Below are 16,202 nucleotides of genomic sequence, written 5' to 3'. Positions count from 1 at the left end.
GTGCGCAAACTGTCTGTCTATGTCTTGGCAGGCGAGCCGGCCCGTTAGCTGAACATGAGGGCCGTGAGCAGGAAGTCGAGACCGAGAACGGCCAGCGACGCCTGCACGACGGTCCGCGTCGTGGCACGCGACACGCCTTCCGGCGTCGGTTGTGCCTCGAAGCCCTGATACAGCGCGATGAATGTGACGGCAATGCCGAACACGATGCTCTTGACGACGCCGTTTGCGACGTCGGACCACACGTCCACGCCGCCTTGCATCTGCGACCAGAACGCGCCTGAATCTACGCCAATGAGCTGCACGCCGACGAGGTACCCCCCGAAAATGCCCACGGCCGAGAAGATCGCCGCAAGGATCGGCATGGCGATCACCCCCGCCCAGAATCGCGGTGCGACCACGCGCGCGATCGGGTCGATCGCCATCATTTCCATGGCGGTCAGCTGCTCGCCGGCCTTCATCAACCCGATCTCGGCGGTGAGCGACGTGCCCGCGCGCCCCGCAAACAGCAGTGCCGTCACCACCGGGCCCAGTTCGCGCACCAGCGAGAGCGCCACGAGCAGGCCGAGCGCCTGCTCCGAGCCGTACTTGTTGAGCGTGTAATAGCCTTGCAGCCCGAGCACGAAGCCCACGAACAGCCCCGAGACGGCAATGATGACGAACGAATAGTTACCGACGAAATGAATCTGATCGGTCACCAGGCGCGGACGACGCAGCAATGCGCTGCTCGACAAAAGCATGCGCCAGAACATGCGGGCGCCGTAGCCCAGGCGCTCGACGTGACCGCGAACGAAACTGCCGAGGGTCGTAATCATGCACGCGCTCCGATGCCGAAGTCGTCCGCGAGCGGCGGCGCGGGGTACTGGAATTTCACGGGACCGTCCGGCTGGGCGTCGATGAACTGACGCACGGTGGGGTCGTTCGACGCCCGCAGCGCCTCGGGCGAACCCTCGGCGGCGATACGGCCTTCGCTGATGAAATAGATGTAGTCGGCAATGGCGAACGTCTCGGCCACATCGTGCGACACGATGATCGACGTGGCGCCCAACGCATCATTGAGCTTGCGAATCAGGTTGGCGGTAATGCCCATCGAAATCGGATCGAGGCCGGTAAACGGCTCGTCGTACATGACGAGGTCCGGGTCCAGCGCAATGGTGCGCGCAAGCGCCACCCGGCGCGCCATACCGCCCGAAATCTCGGCCGGCTTCATGTCGCGTGCACCGCGCAGGCCGACGGCATTGAGCTTCATGAGCACGAGATCGCGAATCAGGTCTTCGTCGAGACGGGTGTGTTCGCGCAACGGAAACGCCACATTGTCGAACACCGTCATGTCGGTGAAGAGCGCGCCGAACTGGAACAGCATGCCCATGCGACGACGCAGCCGGTACCAGCCGTCGCGATCGAGCGTCGAGACGTCGGTGCCGTCGAAATCCACTTGCCCGCGACTCGCATGCACGAGGCCGCCGATCAGGCGCAGCACCGTGGTTTTGCCGCAGCCCGAGCCCCCCATGACGGCAATGACCTTGCCGCGGGGAAACCGCATATTTAACCCGGAAAGCACCAGACGTTCGCCATAACCGAAGCTGACGTCGCGCAATTCGAGCAAATTTTCCGGGTTCGGGATAGGCACGTTTCGGGTCTTATAGTGCGGCGCAAAACGCCAATTATAGGGGGGTTTGTCAATCGATGCCGTCCAAGCAAGGTCGGCGAAAGCAAGGAGCGACGCAGCCCGGCGGGATTTTACAGGCCTTGTGCGCCTTCGCGCGACCGCGTTCCAAAGGCTGCAACGATGCAAAAACCTAACGCGGGCAAGGACTTATCCCCAGGCTGCGGGGCGTCGTTGTTGCGCCGTTGCTACAATATGGCGTTTTCTGTCTGACACCATTGACCGGGATGTCGTCTCCCAGCCCAACCCCTTCGCACCCCATTTTTTCGCTGCCGTCCCCTCGGCCCGACTTTCGGATTCGTCCGATGCGATTCGGCGACCTTCCCCACGTATTGGACGTGCAGGCACAAGCCTACGGAGAGGTCATGCTCGAATCGGAAGCGACGCTTGCCTCGCGCCTGACGCTGTCACCGTCCACGTGCTGGGTCGCGGTGGACGCGCAGGCGCCGGACCACGAGGCCTGCCTAGCGGAAGTGGAAGTGGGAGCGGGAGCGGGCTATCTGGCGGGCTATCTGTTTACCCACCCATGGCATCTGGCCGCGCCACCGCCGCTCGACACCGTCCTCCACTCGCTGCCCGACGCGCCGGACTGCTGGTACGTTCATGACATGGCGCTCGCGCCCCGCACGCGCGGCGCCGGCGTTGCCGGCCGCCTTTACGCGGCGGCACTCACGGCCGCACAGACGCTCGGATTGTCCGCGTCTGCGCTCGTTGCCGTGCAGCAATCGCAAGGGTTCTGGGCGCGCTTCGGCTACACGGCAGCGTTGGACGTCTCCCCGCAGATCGCTGCGAAGCTCGCTGGATACGGCAACGGTGCGGTGTTCATGACACGCACGTTGTAATCGCCCACTCGCCGCATCCAACCACCCCATCAAGCCCCATCAAGCCCTATCAAGCCCGCCGCGCGAACTCGCGCTGCATGCCCTGGACTGCCGCCGCCACGTCGGCGGCTTCGGTCACCGCGCGCACGACCGCCGTGCACCTCACGCCGGTATCGAGCACCTGCGACAAATTGGCCGCGTCGATGCCGCCGATCGCCACGAGCGGGTAGTGAGGCGCAATGAGCTTCACGTAACGCGCGAGCTTCGCGAGACCTTGCGGCGCCGTGGCGATCACCTTGGTCGTCGTGGGGAACACCGCCCCCACCGCCAGGTAGCTCGGACGGAAGTGATGCGCCGCGAGAATTTCGTAATAGCCGTGCGTACTGATGCCCAGTCGCACGCCGCTGGCGTGCAGCGCCGCCACCTCGTCAGCCGAGAGCGCCGCCATGTCTTCCTGCCCCAGATGCACGCCGTACGCCCCCGCCGCGATCGCTTCGCGCCAATGGTCGTTGATGAACCACGCACTGTCGTGCGTGACCCGGCGGCCCGCTGCGACCGTTCGTTCGATCTCGGACCTCAAGCTCGGATGCGCGGGGTCCTTGATGCGCAATTGCACGGTGCCGACCTGAAGATCCGCCATGCGCTCGCACCACTCGGCGCTGGGCAGCACCGGGTAGAGACCGAGCCGTGCGGGGCACGCCGCGAACGGTCCCGGCGACGGTACCTGTCCCAGCACGACGGGGAACGTTTCGAGCACAGTCGGCCACGCGCCCAGCGTGCCGATGTCCTGCGCGCGGGCATGGCTGCCGTCGGTGCGCCACGCGCGGGCCAGCACAAGCGCGTCGTGCGGTTCGAACCCACAGTCGAGGAACGCGGCAAACGCAGGAATGAAGGCGGGATCGTCCACACCCGCAATACGGTAGACGCCTTCGCTCGTGTAGAGCGTGTCTTGCACGTGCCCCTGCGCCGTGGCGGCGGTACAAAGGACTACGGCGCCGCTCGCGCGCCACGCATCGCGTTGCACCGACATCGCCGTGCCCAGACCGTGCTCGGGTACCAGCGGCAACCAGACGATATCGCCCTTGGCCGCAGCGCCCGGCGTTCTGGCATGTAGCCGCCATGTCGGCGTGCCCGGGGCTGTGGGCCACGGCGCAAGCCGCGCACGGATCTCGTCGGCCGCGTGCCGCCATGCGTTGGCAAGCGGCTCGTCTGCGGGCACGCATTGGACGTGCGAGAGCCCCACGGCACCGGCGTGCGTCGTCATGAAGATTCCTCGTTGAACCGGCGGCGCGACCCTGTACGCGCACGCCTTGATAAGTCGGCGAGCGAGCTAGCCCGCTCTGTCCGGATTGCCCTGTTTGCCCTGTTTGCCCCGTTTGTTCCATTTGCCCCGATTGCCATGCACGCAATCGGGCGGCCGGGGTCCGCGCCGGGTGTCTATGCGCTCATGCGCCCGTCTGATGCCAGAACGGCACGCCAACCACCGGCGTACTGGCCTGCGCGCTCTCACGCGCGGCCATCGGCCCCGCAAGCCACGCGGCCCGGCCAGCCCGGATCGCCCCGGCAAACGCACCGGCCATCTCCACCGGTTGTGCAGCGAGTGCGACGGCCGTATTGAGCAGCACGCCGTCGTAGCCCCACTCCATCACCTGGCACGCATGCGACGGCAATCCCAGGCCAGCGTCGACGATCAGCGGGGTGTCCGGCAGGCGATCGCGCAGCAGACGCAGGCCGTAAGGGTTGATCACGCCCTTGCCGGTGCCGATCGGTGCGCCCCACGGCATGAGCGCCTGACAGCCCACGTCCAGCAGTCGGCGGCACAGCACCAGGTCTTCCGTGCAGTACGGCAACACCTTGAAGCCGTCGCGAATCAGTTGCTCGGCGGCCGTCACCAGGCCGAACGGATCGGGCTGAAGCGTGTAGTCGTCGCCGATCAGTTCGAGCTTGATCCAGTCGGTCTCGAAGACTTCGCGCGCCATTTGCGCGGTCGTCACCGCTTCCTGCACCGAATGGCAGCCCGCCGTGTTGGGCAGCACCGGCACCGCCAGGCGGCGCAACGTCTCCCAGAAGTGGCCCTCGGACGCCTGCGCCCCGGCGCCCGACAACTGGCGGCGCAATGCCACCGTCACCATGCCGGGACGCGCCGCATCGATCGAGTCGTTGAGCGCTTGCAGCGACGGATACCGCGCCGTGCCCAGCAGGAAACGGCTGCCGAAACGGGTGTCGTAGAGCGTCAGCGCGTCGCGCGTGCTGCTCGCGGCCACGTTGTTCGATTCGGTGAATGCGTTCATTTCAGCCTCCGGCCACCGGTTGCACGACATCGATCTTGTCGCCCTGCGCGAGCGTACGCGCAGCGTATTGCGTCTTGGGCACGAACTGCCCGTTGATCGCCGCCGCGAACGGCGGCTTGGCCCCGTAGGCGGCAAGCGCCTCGGCCAACGTCGCCGTCTCGGCCACGTTCAGTGTCTGTTGATTGATATGAATGTCCATCGCGTACCGCTTCCTCTCATGCCTGACGGAACAGATCCGGCCAGGGCCGGCTCGCTCGCCATGTCTCCCAGTCGAACGCATCCCGTGTTGCGCCCGTCGTTTGCATCAATGCCTGTGCCAGCGCGCAAGCTTCGCCCGTGACCGCCGGTGCAAGCAGGTACCCGTGACGGTACAGCCCGTTCACGCGCATCAGCCGTGCGCCGTCCCATTGCACGCGTGGCAGATGGTCGGGCAGCGCCGGACGACAGTTGACGTTCAATTCGACGATGCGCGCTTCGCCGAACGCCGGGTTCAGCGAGTGCGCCGCCGAGAGCAGTTCGAGCGCCGAGCGCACCGTCATCGGCGACATGTCTTCCGACTCCAGTTCGGTCGCGCCGATCACGTAGAGATCGTTTTCCTTGGGCGCGATGTAGATCGGATAGCGCGGATGCAGCAACCGCACCGGCCGACGCAGCCCGATGCCCGGCGCGTGAATCCGCACCACTTCGCCACGCACGCCGCGCAACCGCGTGAGCGCCTCGCGCGCGCCCAACCCGCGGCAGTCGATCACGAGACCGGCGTCCGGATACTGTCCCTCGGCGATTTCGGTATGCCAGTGCAGTTCCGCCCCCGCCTTCGCGAGCCCGGCCGCCAATGCGCGCAGCAGCTGACGGTTATCCAGTTGCCCCTCGTTCGGCAGCAGCCATCCTTCCTGAAAACGCCCGGCGAGCGCCGGTTCGACGTCGCCGAGCTGCGCACCGGCAATTCGCTCGACGCCGCCGCGCAGCAACGCCGGCGGCGCATTGGCGCGCATCCGGCGGTCGAACATGACGGCTTCGGCACGGTCGGGCTGATGCCACACGACCAGCGTGCCGTTACGTTGGAAAAACACGTGTTCGGGAAGACCGTCGATCAGACCGGGCCAGCGCTCCAGGCCCACGGCGCCCATCTCGACGATGCTCGGCTCGGCCACGGCCGCCTCGGCCAGCGGCGCGAGCATGGCGGCGGCCACCCAGCCCGCAGCAGACGAGCCGTCGGCGTCGCCGCGCTCATACAGCGCCACACGCGCCCCGGCGCGAATCAGTTGCCATGCGAGCAGACGGCCGGACAGCCCGCCGCCCAGCACGGCGACGTCCGCCCGGGAGGCGACAGGCGAAGGCGTCGCGCTCATACGCACGCACCCGCGCAAGCCATGACGGCGCGCAGGCGTTCAGAAGTATTCGAGGGATGTCGCGGAAGGCAACGCATGGGGTCCTTTCCTCATGAAAGCAAAAGGACGAAACGGTGTTGAACACCTTACCCCACTGGAGGAGTCGGAAACTTCCCACGCCGGTATTACCCGGGTCGGGTGCAAAGGGTCTCTCTCAGCCCCGCGATCTTTATGACGTGACTACGCCGATTACGGAGCACCCCTGTTTCGCCCGAAGCCATTACAACATAGATGCCGACGCCCGTGCAAGCTGGCTTCCCGGCCGGTTGCACGCTCGTCGCGTCTCGTTTTTTGACGAATCTCCCGGGCCTTGTAACGGGACGTAAACTGAAAATCCCCAAGGCATGCGCCTGAGGGCCGAAATCGTGCAACGCACCATCGGGAACTGCGGTCCAATGAATCAACAAAAAACGTAGCTCCACTGCGGCCACGCCGCCCGACGATCATGGCCCTCACGCCGAAGTCCCCCACCCCGCCCGCCGCCGGTCCGGCTGACGACAGTGCCGCCCTCCCGCCAAGGTCACCGAGGCCACCGAAGCATCCGAGCGCCTGGCAACTGATCCGACCGTACTGGGTGTCGGAGAAGCGCTGGGAAGGCCGACGCCTGCTCGCCCTCGTGATCGCGCTGAACCTTGCGGTCGTGTTCATCAACGTGCGCCTGAATGCCTGGAACGCCGGTTTCTACGACGCGCTCGACAAACGCGACTGGCCCGTCTTCAAGTCCTCGCTCGCCGAGTTCGCGGTGCTGGCGTTCAGCTTCATCATCATCGCGACGTTTCGCACGTACTTTCGCCAGATGCTCGAAATCCGCTGGCGTCAGTGGGTCACCGACACCAACCTGACCCGGTGGTTCGCGCATCAGGCGTATTACCGGATCGAGCGCGATCACCTCGCCGACAACCCGGACCAGCGTGTCTCCGAAGACATTCGCTCGCTCGTCAATTCGTCACTCGCGCTCTCGCTCGACCTGTTGACGACACTGGTCTCGCTGTTCTCGTTCATCACCATTCTCTGGACGATCTCGGGCGCGTTGTCGTTCGCACTCGGCGGCATGAACATCACGATTCCGGGCTACATGGTCTGGGTCGCGGCGCTGTACGCCATCGTGGGTTCATTCTTCATCTTCAAGGTCGGCCGCCCGCTCGTCGGTCTGAGTTATCGGCAGCAGCAGGTGGAAGCCGACTTCCGCTTCCTGCTGGTGCGATTGCGCGAGTCGGCCGAGCAAGTCGCGCTCTATCGCGGCGAAGGCGCGGAGCTCTCGCGCCTGAAAGCGGCGTTCGGCGCGGTGCGCGAGAACTGGTGGCAAATCATGGTGGTGACCAAGCGCCTGATCTTCGCCAATTCGATTTACGCGCAGATCGCCATCGTCTTCCCGATCATGGCCGCCGCCCCGCGCTACTTCGCAGGCGCTTTCACCCTGGGCGTGTTGATGCGAATCATCGACGCCTTCGGGCAGGTGAGCGACGGCTTTTCCTGGTTCGTGAACAGCTTCCAGACGCTGGCCGACTGGAAGGCGACCGTCAACCGTCTGCGCGAATTCACGCGTGTCATCGAGGACGTCCCCCACGAGGGCGGCATCGCCGTCGTCAAGTCGCCCGACACCCCCGCCTACATGGCAGCGGATCTGCAACTGTCGTTACCCAATGGCACGCCGCTCGCGCTCGCCGGGTCGTTCGCGTTTGCCCCCGGCTCGCGCTGGCTCGTGCGCGGACGCTCGGGCTGCGGCAAGAGCACCATGCTTCGCGCGCTCGCCGGACTGTGGCCGTTTGGCAGCGGCCGCATCGAAGTCCCCGCCAACGCAAGCGTGCTGTTTCTCTCGCAGCAAAGCTATCTGCCCATCGATACGCTCAAGGCCGCGCTCGCTTTCCCCTCCTCGCCCGATACCTTCACCGACGCAGCGTGCCGCGACGCATTGGGCGCCGTGGGTCTCGCGCAATATGGCGACGAACTGCAAACTTCCGCGCATTGGGCGCGGCGTTTGTCCGGCGGCGAACAACAGCGTCTGGCGGCAGCGCGCGCGTTGCTGCAAAAACCGGACTATCTGTTCCTCGACGAAGCGACCAGCGCGCTCGACGTCGAAACCGAAGAAGCCGTATACGAAGCACTGCACGCCCGGTTGCCGGGCACCGCCATCATCAGTGTGGCGCATCGCGACACGCTCGGACGTTTTCATCAGCACACCATGACGTTGCCCGCGACGGCCAATGTGCAACCCTCGCCGATGGCGGGGGCGGTGTAGCGCCCGGCGCTGCGTCGCACCTCGGGGCGGCACGGGGTGGCGCGGGGGAGCCGTATTCTCACGCCCCGATTCGTTCACTTCATAAATAATATTGACGCCTCTGGTCCGGCGCGCAGGGCGTTTGGCATAATCACGAGCACCCCTATGCGCTACCCGGGCCCATCGTGACCACCCCAACCTCCTCGTCCACCCAGTCGGCGCCCCTGCAACCCGCAGCGCAACGCCCCGGACGCACCATCGTCGTCACCGGCGCCGCTTCCGGCATCGGCGCCGCCATCGCCCGTCGGCTGGCATCCCCCGATACCCGCTTGCTGCTGCACACCCGCGGCGCGTCGGACGCCAGTCAGGCACGGCTGGCCGAGGTGCGTCACGCGTGCGAGAGCTTCGGCGCACAGTGCGCCACATGGTTTGGCGACCTGACGGACACGAGCGCCGCTGCGCGACTTGTCGACGTCGCGCGCGACGCCTTCGGCCCTATCGATCAGTTCGTGAGCAACGCGGGATTCGCCACGCGCCAGCGCGTGGCCGACATCGACGACGAGGCCTTCGCGCGCACGCTCGCCGCCATGCCCGGCGCGTTCGCCGCACTGCTGCGCTGCGCGCTGCCCGACCTGCAACGCTCGTCGCACGGCAGCGTCGTTGCCGTGAGCTCGTTCGTCGCGCATCGCTTCGCTGCGAACCAGCCGGGGTTTCCCGCCACGGCTGCCGCGAAAGCGGCGATCGAAGCCCTGGCCAAAAGCGCCGCCGCCGAATATGCGCGCTCGGGCGTGACGATCAACTGCGTGGCGCCCGGCTACACCCGCAAGGACAGCGGTCATTCCGCCATCGACCCGGGCGCGTGGCAGCGTGCCGCCGACGCCACGCCCACCGGCCGTCTGTGCGAGCCGGACGACATCGCCGCGCTGGCGGTGTTTCTGCTCGGCCCGCACGCCCGGCAGATCACGGGCCAGGTCATTCATGTCGACGGCGGACTGACGCTGTGACGTGCCCGGCGCCTTCCCGATTCGCGCATTGCCCGAATTCCCGAGTCAGACGTGGACTCAAGCATCGATGCCATGCATTGAATGACAAGAACCACACGTCGCACACATAACGACAAGCACACGATCCACCGAGGAGTCTTCATGGCATTTTTTTCCTGGTTCAACGAACTCAACACGAAGGAGCGCAAGGCCCTGTATGCGGGCTTCGGCGGCTACGCCGTCGATGCGTTCGACTTCATGATTTATTCGTTTCTCATCCCCACACTCATTGCCGCCTGGGGCATGAGCAAGAGTGAAGCCGGCATGATCGCGACCAGTTCGCTGATCTCGTCGGCGATCGGCGGGTGGCTCGCCGGCATTCTCGCGGACCGCTTCGGTCGCGTGCGTGTGCTGCAATGGACCATCGCCACGTTCTGCCTGTTCACGTTCCTCTCGGGCTTCACGAACTCGTTCTGGCAACTGCTGATCACGCGCACGTTGCAGGGGATTGGCTTCGGCGGCGAGTGGACCGTCGTCACCATGATGATGGGCGAGATGATCCGTTCGCCGCAGCATCGCGCGAAGGCGGTCGGCACGGTGCAAAGCAGCTGGTCCGTCGGCTGGGCGGCAGCGGCGTTGTTGTACTGGTTCTTCTTCGCCGTACTCGATGAAGGCTACGCGTGGCGTGCATGCTTCTGGATCGGCATTCTGCCGGCCGTCTGGATCATCTATGTGCGTCGCAACGTGTCGGATCCGGAAATTTTCACGCAAACGCGCCGCAAGATCGCCGAAGGCCAGTTGCAGGGCAACTTCACGCAAATCTTCTCGCGCGATCATCTGAAGACGACGATTCTCGGCAGCCTGCTGTGCACCGGCATGCTGGGCGGCTATTACGCCATCACCACATGGTTGCCGACGTATCTGAAAACGGTGCGCGGGCTGTCGGTGTTCAACACCAGCGCTTATCTGATCGTGCTGATCGTCGGCTCGTTCGTCGGCTACATCGTCGGCGCGATGCTCTCCGACAAGCTCGGTCGCCGTGGCGCGTTCATCTTCTTCGCCGTCGCCTCGTTCGTGCTCGGCATGGTCTACACCATGCTGCCGATTACCGATAGCGCCATGCTGTTGCTCGGCTTCCCGCTGGGCATCGTCGTGCAAGGCATTTTCGCGGGCATCGGCGCGTATCTGACAGAGCTGTATCCGAACCATATTCGCGGCTCGGGGCAGGGCTTCTGCTACAACCTCGGGCGCGGCATCGGCTCGTTCTTCCCGATCGCCGTCGGCACGCTCGCGCAAACCGGGTCGCTCGTGAAAGCGATCGGCATGGTGGCGGGAGGCGGCTATCTGCTGGTTGTCGTGTGCGCGCTGCTACTGCCGGAGACGCGTGGCAAGTCGCTCGTCACCACGGACTTCGTGCACTGATATCACGTACGAACCGAACGCCCATACGGCAAAACGGGACGCCGGATCGAACACCACGATCGATCCGACGTCCCGCCGCCTCACCGGATAGCCTTTGTGTAAGCCAGCCATCCGGAACCGCTTCAGTGCGCGCCGCTTATGTGCTGCCTAAGTGCTGCCTAAGTGCTGCCTAAGTGATGCTACGGCGTCGCGACCTTCATACCCCCGCCTACACACCTGCTACCGGCAGCGTCCCTGCATAGGGCGCTTCCGGCAATCCCTGCACGCCACACCGAACGGCGAACACATGACCGTCGTGCTCGTTTGCATTCGCGCCCGGGCGAATCGACGTGACGAACAACGTGTCGAAGTCGCGGCCTCCGAATGCGCACATCGACGGTTTCGACGCCGGCAACACGATCTCGCGATCGAGCACACCCGCCGGGGTAAAGCGCAGCAGACGGCCGCCGTCGTTGGCGCACGTCCAGTAGCACCCGTCCGCATCGACCGCTGCGCCATCGGGACGCCCGGGATATTGATTCATGTCGACGAAAAGACGCCGATTGCCGATCGTGCCTTGCTGCGCGTCGAAGTCAAAGGCCCAGACCCGGCGCACCGTCGGGTGCGAGTCGCTCAGATACAGGGTGCGGCTGTCCGGCGAGAAACCCAGACCGTTTTGTGTCACGAGCCCGTCGACGAGCGGCGCGGACAGCTGTCGCGTTTCGTCGAAACGGAAGAGCGAGCCGGCGTTGCTCGCGAGCGACATGTCGGCGACCATCGTGCCCGCCCAGAACCGACCCTGGCGGTCGCAGCGACCATCGTTGAAGCGCATGCCCGACGCGGGGAACACCGGCGCGGCCAAACGCGTCCAGTGCTCGGCGCGCACCTCACCGGGCGCACCCAGGCGCACCGCGAACAGCCCCGTCTCGCACGCGGCGAGCAGTGTGCCCGAGGCATCGAACGAGAAGCAGGCGAGCTGCTCGGGAAACGTCCACTGACGATGCTCGCCGTCGGCAGGCGTCACCCGATGCAACTGCCGTGCGGGAATATCGACCCAGTAAAGCGCCTGTTCGTCGGCACGCCACAGCGGGCTTTCCCCCACAGCGTGCGGCGCCTCGCGAGAGGGTTCGAGCCGCTCCACCGACACGCTCGGCACGCTCGCTCCGCTCATGCCTTCGGCTCCATCGGCCCAAGCAGCACGAACGGGCCACCCTGAAAGCGTTGCGTCCAGTCGTCCATCTGCGGATCCGGCGCCTTCGGCGGGAACAGGTCGGCGAATTCGGCCGAGCTGTCTTGCGGCCGGAAGCCGAGGAATGCCGCTTTGGTGTTGTCGACCCACAACGTCGGGTTGTTGGACACGCCATAAACAATCGCGTGGCCGACACGATTCGTGAACAGCGAACAGCGCACGAGTTCGACGAAATCGCGATAGCTCAGATACGTCACCATCATGCGCGGATTCTTCGGTTGCTCGAACGACGAGCCGATGCGCAGACACACCGTCTCCAGACCGAAGCGATCGAAGTAGTAACGCGAGAGGTCTTCGCCGAAGCACTTGGAAATGCCGTACATGCCGTCCGGGCGATGAGGTGCGTCGACGTCGAGCACCTCCGTCACGGGATGGAAGCCCACCGCGTGGTTCGAGCTGGCGTAGACGATACGCTTCACCCCCTGCTTTTGCGCGGCGCTGTACACGTTGTACAGACCGAGGATGTTCGCTTGCAGGATATCGTCAAACGGGGCTTCGACGGATACGCCCCCGAGGTGCACCAGGGCATCGACACCTTCGAGCAGGGCGTGCACGGCAGCACGATCGGCGAGATCGACCTGCATGGCTTCTTCATGCGGCGCGGCGTCGGTGATCGGCACGATATCGCTCACGCGCACAATGTCCGCCCAATCCGCGAGCTTGCCCCGCAGCTGCTTGCCAAGATTGCCTGCGGCGCCGGTGAGCAAAAGGCGACGGAAGGGTTTGCCGGAAGTCTGACTCATAAGATTCTTATGGCTCCTGATTCATCGGTAAATCGCAATGCGCGCACGATCCCGTGCGGCGTCGCTTGAACAAAAAACCGACGTCGCGCCGCACACCCAAGGGGGAGCGTGCGGCGCGGCGTGCGTCAAATCCGTCAGGCACTGGCGGTGCGGTTCACCTCGACCCGAGCGCCTTTCCCGAGCGTGGAGGGCGTGGAGGGCGTGGCCGTTCCGGTGATGTGCGGCTTGACCACCGTCCACAGAATCACCGCGCCGATCAGATCGCCCAGGCCCAGCGCCACGAAGAACGGGGCGTAACCGACGGCCGTCACGAACGTACCGATCACCAGCGTGAACAGCAGGTTGCCGATACCGGCAGACAGCCCCGCCAGGCCCGTGACCGTGGCCACTTCGTTGCGAGGGAACAGGTCGGCGGACATCGAGATCACGGTGATCGAAAGCGTCTGGTGCGCAAAACCGCCAAGGCACAGCAGGAAGATCGCCGTCATCGGGTCCTGCACGAAACCCACGCCGCACATGCCGGTCATGATGATCGCGCCGAGGGTGAACACCACCCGCTTGCCGTTGAAGATGGTGATCTTGAAATGTTTGTTTAGCCACACCGAAATCGTGCCGCCCATCAGACAGCCGATATCCGCCGCCACGAACGGCAGCCATGCCGTCGCGGCAATGGTCTTCAGATCGAAGCCGCGCGCCTGATTGAGGTACAGCGGCATCCAGAACACGATCGTGCCCCAGACCGGATCGGCGAAGAAGCGCGGCAGTGCGATGCCCCAGAAGTTGCGCTGGCGCAGGATCGAGATGAGGTTCGGCTTGCGGGCGTCGGCTGCGGTGTCGACGACGCGCCCCTCATTGATGTAGTCCGACTCGGCGGGTGTCAGCGCCGGATGGTCGGTCGGATGACGGTAGAACGCGTACCACAGCACGCCCCACACGAGACCGAGGCCACCGGCGATGACGAACGCCGTCTCCCAGTTGTAGCGAAGGATCGACCATGCAATGAGCGGTGGCGCGAGAATGGCCCCGATGGACGTACCGATATTGAAGACGCCTGCCGCGAGCGCCCGCTCTTTCGTCGGAAACCAGAAGGCGGCAGCGCGCATGCCCGCCGGAATGAACGAGGCTTCCGCCAGACCCAGCAGCCCGCGCAGCACGAACAGCCCCACCCATCCGTTCGCCAGCCCGTGCAACATGCACACGACCGACCACATCACGCCGCAAATCAGGAAGCCCAGACGCAGACCGATACGGTCCATCAGATAGCCGGTGACCGGCGCGCCGATCGGATACAACACCAGAAATGCCCCCGTGATCCAGCCGTACTGCTGGGTCGTGATGTGAAGGTCCTTCATCACCGTGGGGGCGGCAACGGCAAGCGAGCTGCGAGCCAGATAATTCATGACGGTGCCAAGCGTCAGCAACCCGATCATCCACCAGCGCAGGCCCTTGATCTTCAGTGCCATGATGGTCGTCTCTCTCCGTGAGTATTTTTATGCCGAGCGTTCGGCTCGTCTGGAGAGGCATCCTACGTGAGACGATGTACGATGACAACGTGAAATTAGGCGGTTTACGGATAATCCCTAGTCTTCGCGACGATTTGGGGCCCCACGCCCACATCCCTTATCAGCATTGAAGTTTGCACACCCTGGGAGGGTTTTGCAGTATGCCCGCACGAGGTGAATGCGTCTTGTTGTATGACATCTTATATTTAGCGAATTGCGGAACGCGAAGTACTGCGGCCCGCAGCTCGACGCGGCCAGGCACACGCGCGGTGCCGCGTGGCGCCAAGAAAAAACCGTCCGGACGTTACCATCCGGACGGCTTCTCCACAGTGACGCAGATGCCTACCTCCGCGCCCCCTCCTCTCAACTGACAACCACCCCGTATTTGTGGTTTTGGCAGGCACAACCGATATGCGCGGCGCACCCGAAGGTGCGCTTCACGACTTAGCCCGAACTTAGCTCAACTTAGTCGAACTTAGCGCGGCAGTTCCGAATGTCCCATCAGGAACTCGTCCACGGCACGCGCGCACTGACGACCTTCGCGGATCGCCCAGACCACCAGCGACTGGCCGCGACGCACGTCGCCGGCCGCGAACACCTTCGGCAGGTTCGTCGTGTAGGCGCGCTCGCCTTCGGTCGAGGCACGCACGTTGCCGCGCGCGTCCTTGTCCACGCCGAACGCGTCGAGCACCGTTTGCAGCGGCGAGACGAAACCCATGGCCAGCAGCACGAGGTCGGCCTTGAGCTCGAACTCCGAGCCCGGCACTTCCTGCATCTTGCCGTCCTTCCATTCGAGGCGCACGGCGATCAGCTTCTCGACCTTGCCGTTCTTGCCTTCGAAACGCTTCGTCGCCACCGACCAGTCGCGCTCGCAGCCCTCCTCATGGCTCGACGACGTGCGCAGCTTGGTCGGCCAGTACGGCCACACCATCGGCTTGTTTTCTTGCTCCGGCGGCTGCGGCAGCAGTTCGAACTGCGTCACGGCCTTGGCGCCATGACGATTCGACGTGCCCACGCAGTCCGATCCGGTATCGCCACCGCCGATCACGATCACGTTCTTGCCCGTGGCCAGCAACTGGTCCGCCAGCTTGTCGCCCGCGTTGACCTTGTTTTGCTGCGGCAGGAATTCCATCGCGAAATGGATACCGTCCAGCTCGCGCCCCGGCACCGGCAAATCGCGCGGCTGCTCGGCACCGCCGGCAATGACCACGGCGTCGAACTGCGCCTGCAACTGCTCGGGCGAGATCGTCTCTTTGGAGAAATTGTTGATGTGCGCGTCAGGGGCGTCCTTGCCCACATAGACACCGGTGCGGAACGTCACGCCCTCGGCTTCCATCTGGCGCATGCGGCGATCGATCAGCCACTTCTCCAGCTTGAAGTCGGGGATACCGTAGCGCAGCAGGCCGCCCACGCGATCGTTCTTCTCGAACACGGTGACGTCGTGACCGGCGCGCGCGAGTTGCTGCGCCACGGCCATGCCTGCAGGGCCCGAACCGACGACGGCCACGGTCTTGCCAGTCTTGTGGCGCGCCGGTTGCGGCTCGACCCAGCCTTCGCTCCATGCCTTGTCGATGATCGCGTGCTCGATCGACTTGATGCCCACGGCGTCGCTGTTAATGTTCAGCGTACACGCCGCTTCACACGGCGCAGGACAGATACGTCCCGTGAATTCCGGGAAGTTGTTGGTCGAGTGCAGCACCGAGATGGCCGACTTCCAGTCCTGGCGATACACCAGGTCGTTGAAGTCGGGAATGATGTTATTGACCGGGCAACCGTTGTTGCAGAACGGAATGCCGCAATCCATGCAGCGTGCGCCCTGAACCTTTGCCTGATCGTCGGAGAGCGCGAGCACGAACTCCTTGTAGTGCTTCACGCGTGCCAGCGGTGCTTCGTAAGACTCGCTCTGGCGCTCGAATTCGAGAAAACCTGTGACCTTGCCCATG

14 protein-coding genes and 1 riboswitch are annotated in these 16,202 nt (G+C 64.7%); of the genes, 4 read left to right on the top strand and 10 right to left on the bottom strand.

Translation table 11 applies throughout. The annotated features are described in order from the left end of the window. Positions 1–44: 44 nt before the first annotated feature. Complete coding sequence (mlaE, locus tag PCA31118_RS21125) at positions 45–812, bottom strand: lipid asymmetry maintenance ABC transporter permease subunit MlaE (protein ID WP_150626982.1); 768 nt, start codon at positions 810–812, stop codon at positions 45–47. After that, a complete protein-coding gene (locus PCA31118_RS21120) occupies positions 809–1,621 on the bottom strand; it encodes an ABC transporter ATP-binding protein (RefSeq protein ID WP_044458574.1) in 813 nt (270 codons plus the stop codon). Before PCA31118_RS21120 ends, mlaE begins: the two co-directional genes overlap by 4 nt. Before the next feature lie 347 nt (positions 1,622–1,968). Here PCA31118_RS21120 and PCA31118_RS21115 point away from each other — a divergent pair, with 347 nt between their 5' ends. Then, positions 1,969–2,505, top strand: coding sequence for a GNAT family N-acetyltransferase (locus PCA31118_RS21115; RefSeq protein ID WP_150626981.1), 537 nt, complete (start codon positions 1,969–1,971; stop codon positions 2,503–2,505). A gap of 49 nt (positions 2,506–2,554) precedes the next feature. Here PCA31118_RS21115 and PCA31118_RS21110 read toward each other — a convergent pair whose 3' ends face one another. The 4 genes from PCA31118_RS21110 to PCA31118_RS21095 all read right to left on the bottom strand — a co-directional run bounded on the left by PCA31118_RS21110 (position 2,555) and on the right by PCA31118_RS21095 (position 6,124). Continuing rightward, on the bottom strand, positions 2,555–3,748 hold the full coding sequence (locus PCA31118_RS21110) for a thiamine phosphate synthase (protein WP_150626980.1): 1,194 nt from the start codon (positions 3,746–3,748) through the stop codon (positions 2,555–2,557). Between the two features lie 181 nt (positions 3,749–3,929). Continuing rightward, positions 3,930–4,775, bottom strand: a complete 846-nt coding sequence (locus PCA31118_RS21105; protein ID WP_425495389.1) for a thiazole synthase — start codon at positions 4,773–4,775, stop codon at positions 3,930–3,932. 1 nt (position 4,776) lies between these two features. Beyond that, a complete protein-coding gene (gene thiS / locus PCA31118_RS21100; protein WP_150626979.1) occupies positions 4,777–4,974 on the bottom strand; it encodes a sulfur carrier protein ThiS in 198 nt (65 codons plus the stop codon). A 16-nt stretch (positions 4,975–4,990) separates the two neighbouring features. Further along, positions 4,991–6,124, bottom strand: coding sequence for an FAD-dependent oxidoreductase (locus PCA31118_RS21095; RefSeq protein ID WP_150626978.1), 1,134 nt, complete (start codon positions 6,122–6,124; stop codon positions 4,991–4,993). A 133-nt stretch (positions 6,125–6,257) separates the two neighbouring features. Then, positions 6,258–6,377: riboswitch (TPP riboswitch) on the bottom strand. 231 nt (positions 6,378–6,608) lie between these two features. Here PCA31118_RS21095 and PCA31118_RS21090 point away from each other — a divergent pair. From PCA31118_RS21090 to PCA31118_RS21080, 3 genes are all read left to right on the top strand, one after another. Then, positions 6,609–8,402 carry an ABC transporter ATP-binding protein/permease gene (locus PCA31118_RS21090; RefSeq protein WP_150626977.1) on the top strand — a complete coding sequence of 598 codons (1,794 nt, stop codon included), beginning with the start codon at positions 6,609–6,611 and terminating at the stop codon, positions 8,400–8,402. 203 nt (positions 8,403–8,605) lie between these two features. Continuing rightward, positions 8,606–9,385, top strand: coding sequence for an SDR family NAD(P)-dependent oxidoreductase (locus tag PCA31118_RS21085; protein ID WP_150627031.1), 780 nt, complete (start codon positions 8,606–8,608; stop codon positions 9,383–9,385). 141 nt (positions 9,386–9,526) lie between these two features. Continuing rightward, entirely contained in the window at positions 9,527–10,786 is a 1,260-nt protein-coding gene (locus PCA31118_RS21080) for an MFS transporter (RefSeq protein WP_150626976.1), read from the top strand. Positions 10,787–10,994: 208 nt separating this feature from the next. Here PCA31118_RS21080 and PCA31118_RS21075 read toward each other — a convergent pair whose 3' ends face one another. The 4 genes from PCA31118_RS21075 to PCA31118_RS21060 all read right to left on the bottom strand — a co-directional run bounded on the left by PCA31118_RS21075 (position 10,995) and on the right by PCA31118_RS21060 (position 16,201). Continuing rightward, a complete protein-coding gene (locus PCA31118_RS21075; RefSeq protein WP_150626975.1) occupies positions 10,995–11,936 on the bottom strand; it encodes an SMP-30/gluconolactonase/LRE family protein in 942 nt (313 codons plus the stop codon). Further along, on the bottom strand, positions 11,933–12,757 hold the full coding sequence (locus PCA31118_RS21070) for an NAD-dependent epimerase/dehydratase family protein (protein ID WP_150626974.1): 825 nt from the start codon (positions 12,755–12,757) through the stop codon (positions 11,933–11,935). The genes PCA31118_RS21075 and PCA31118_RS21070 overlap by 4 nt, the downstream gene beginning before the upstream one ends. 134 nt (positions 12,758–12,891) lie before the next feature. After that, on the bottom strand, positions 12,892–14,220 hold the full coding sequence (locus PCA31118_RS21065) for an MFS transporter (protein WP_150626973.1): 1,329 nt from the start codon (positions 14,218–14,220) through the stop codon (positions 12,892–12,894). Positions 14,221–14,734: 514 nt separating this feature from the next. Next, the gene (locus PCA31118_RS21060) at positions 14,735–16,201 is read right to left on the bottom strand and encodes a glutamate synthase subunit beta (protein WP_044457306.1); all 1,467 of its coding nucleotides are present in this window, start codon (positions 16,199–16,201) and stop codon (positions 14,735–14,737) included. Position 16,202 lies beyond the last annotated feature (1 nt).

Source organism: Pandoraea captiosa (assembly GCF_902459775.1).
Taxonomy (GTDB): Bacteria; Pseudomonadota; Gammaproteobacteria; order Burkholderiales; family Burkholderiaceae; genus Pandoraea; species Pandoraea captiosa.
The sequence above is the reverse complement of the archived record's forward strand: the minus strand, read 5'-3'. Positions and strand labels throughout refer to the sequence as shown.

Bases quoted from the DNA above. Each gene is read 5' to 3' on its own strand.
- PCA31118_RS21070 (WP_150626974.1), bottom strand. From the start codon at position 12,757: ATGAGTCAGACTTCCGGCAAACCCTTCCGTCGCCTTTTGCTCACCGGC.
- PCA31118_RS21075 (WP_150626975.1), bottom strand. From the start codon at position 11,936: ATGAGCGGAGCGAGCGTGCCGAGCGTGTCGGTGGAGCGGCTCGAACCC.
- PCA31118_RS21105 (WP_425495389.1), bottom strand. From the start codon at position 4,775: ATGAACGCATTCACCGAATCGAACAACGTGGCCGCGAGCAGCACGCGC.
- PCA31118_RS21065 (WP_150626973.1), bottom strand. From the start codon at position 14,220: ATGGCACTGAAGATCAAGGGCCTGCGCTGGTGGATGATCGGGTTGCTG.
- PCA31118_RS21090 (WP_150626977.1), top strand. From the start codon at position 6,609: ATGGCCCTCACGCCGAAGTCCCCCACCCCGCCCGCCGCCGGTCCGGCT.
- PCA31118_RS21110 (WP_150626980.1), bottom strand. From the start codon at position 3,748: ATGACGACGCACGCCGGTGCCGTGGGGCTCTCGCACGTCCAATGCGTG.
- mlaE (WP_150626982.1), bottom strand. From the start codon at position 812: ATGATTACGACCCTCGGCAGTTTCGTTCGCGGTCACGTCGAGCGCCTG.
- PCA31118_RS21115 (WP_150626981.1), top strand. From the start codon at position 1,969: ATGCGATTCGGCGACCTTCCCCACGTATTGGACGTGCAGGCACAAGCC.
- PCA31118_RS21095 (WP_150626978.1), bottom strand. From the start codon at position 6,124: ATGAGCGCGACGCCTTCGCCTGTCGCCTCCCGGGCGGACGTCGCCGTG.
- PCA31118_RS21080 (WP_150626976.1), top strand. From the start codon at position 9,527: ATGGCATTTTTTTCCTGGTTCAACGAACTCAACACGAAGGAGCGCAAG.
- thiS (WP_150626979.1), bottom strand. From the start codon at position 4,974: ATGGACATTCATATCAATCAACAGACACTGAACGTGGCCGAGACGGCG.
- PCA31118_RS21060 (WP_044457306.1), bottom strand. From the start codon at position 16,201: ATGGGCAAGGTCACAGGTTTTCTCGAATTCGAGCGCCAGAGCGAGTCT.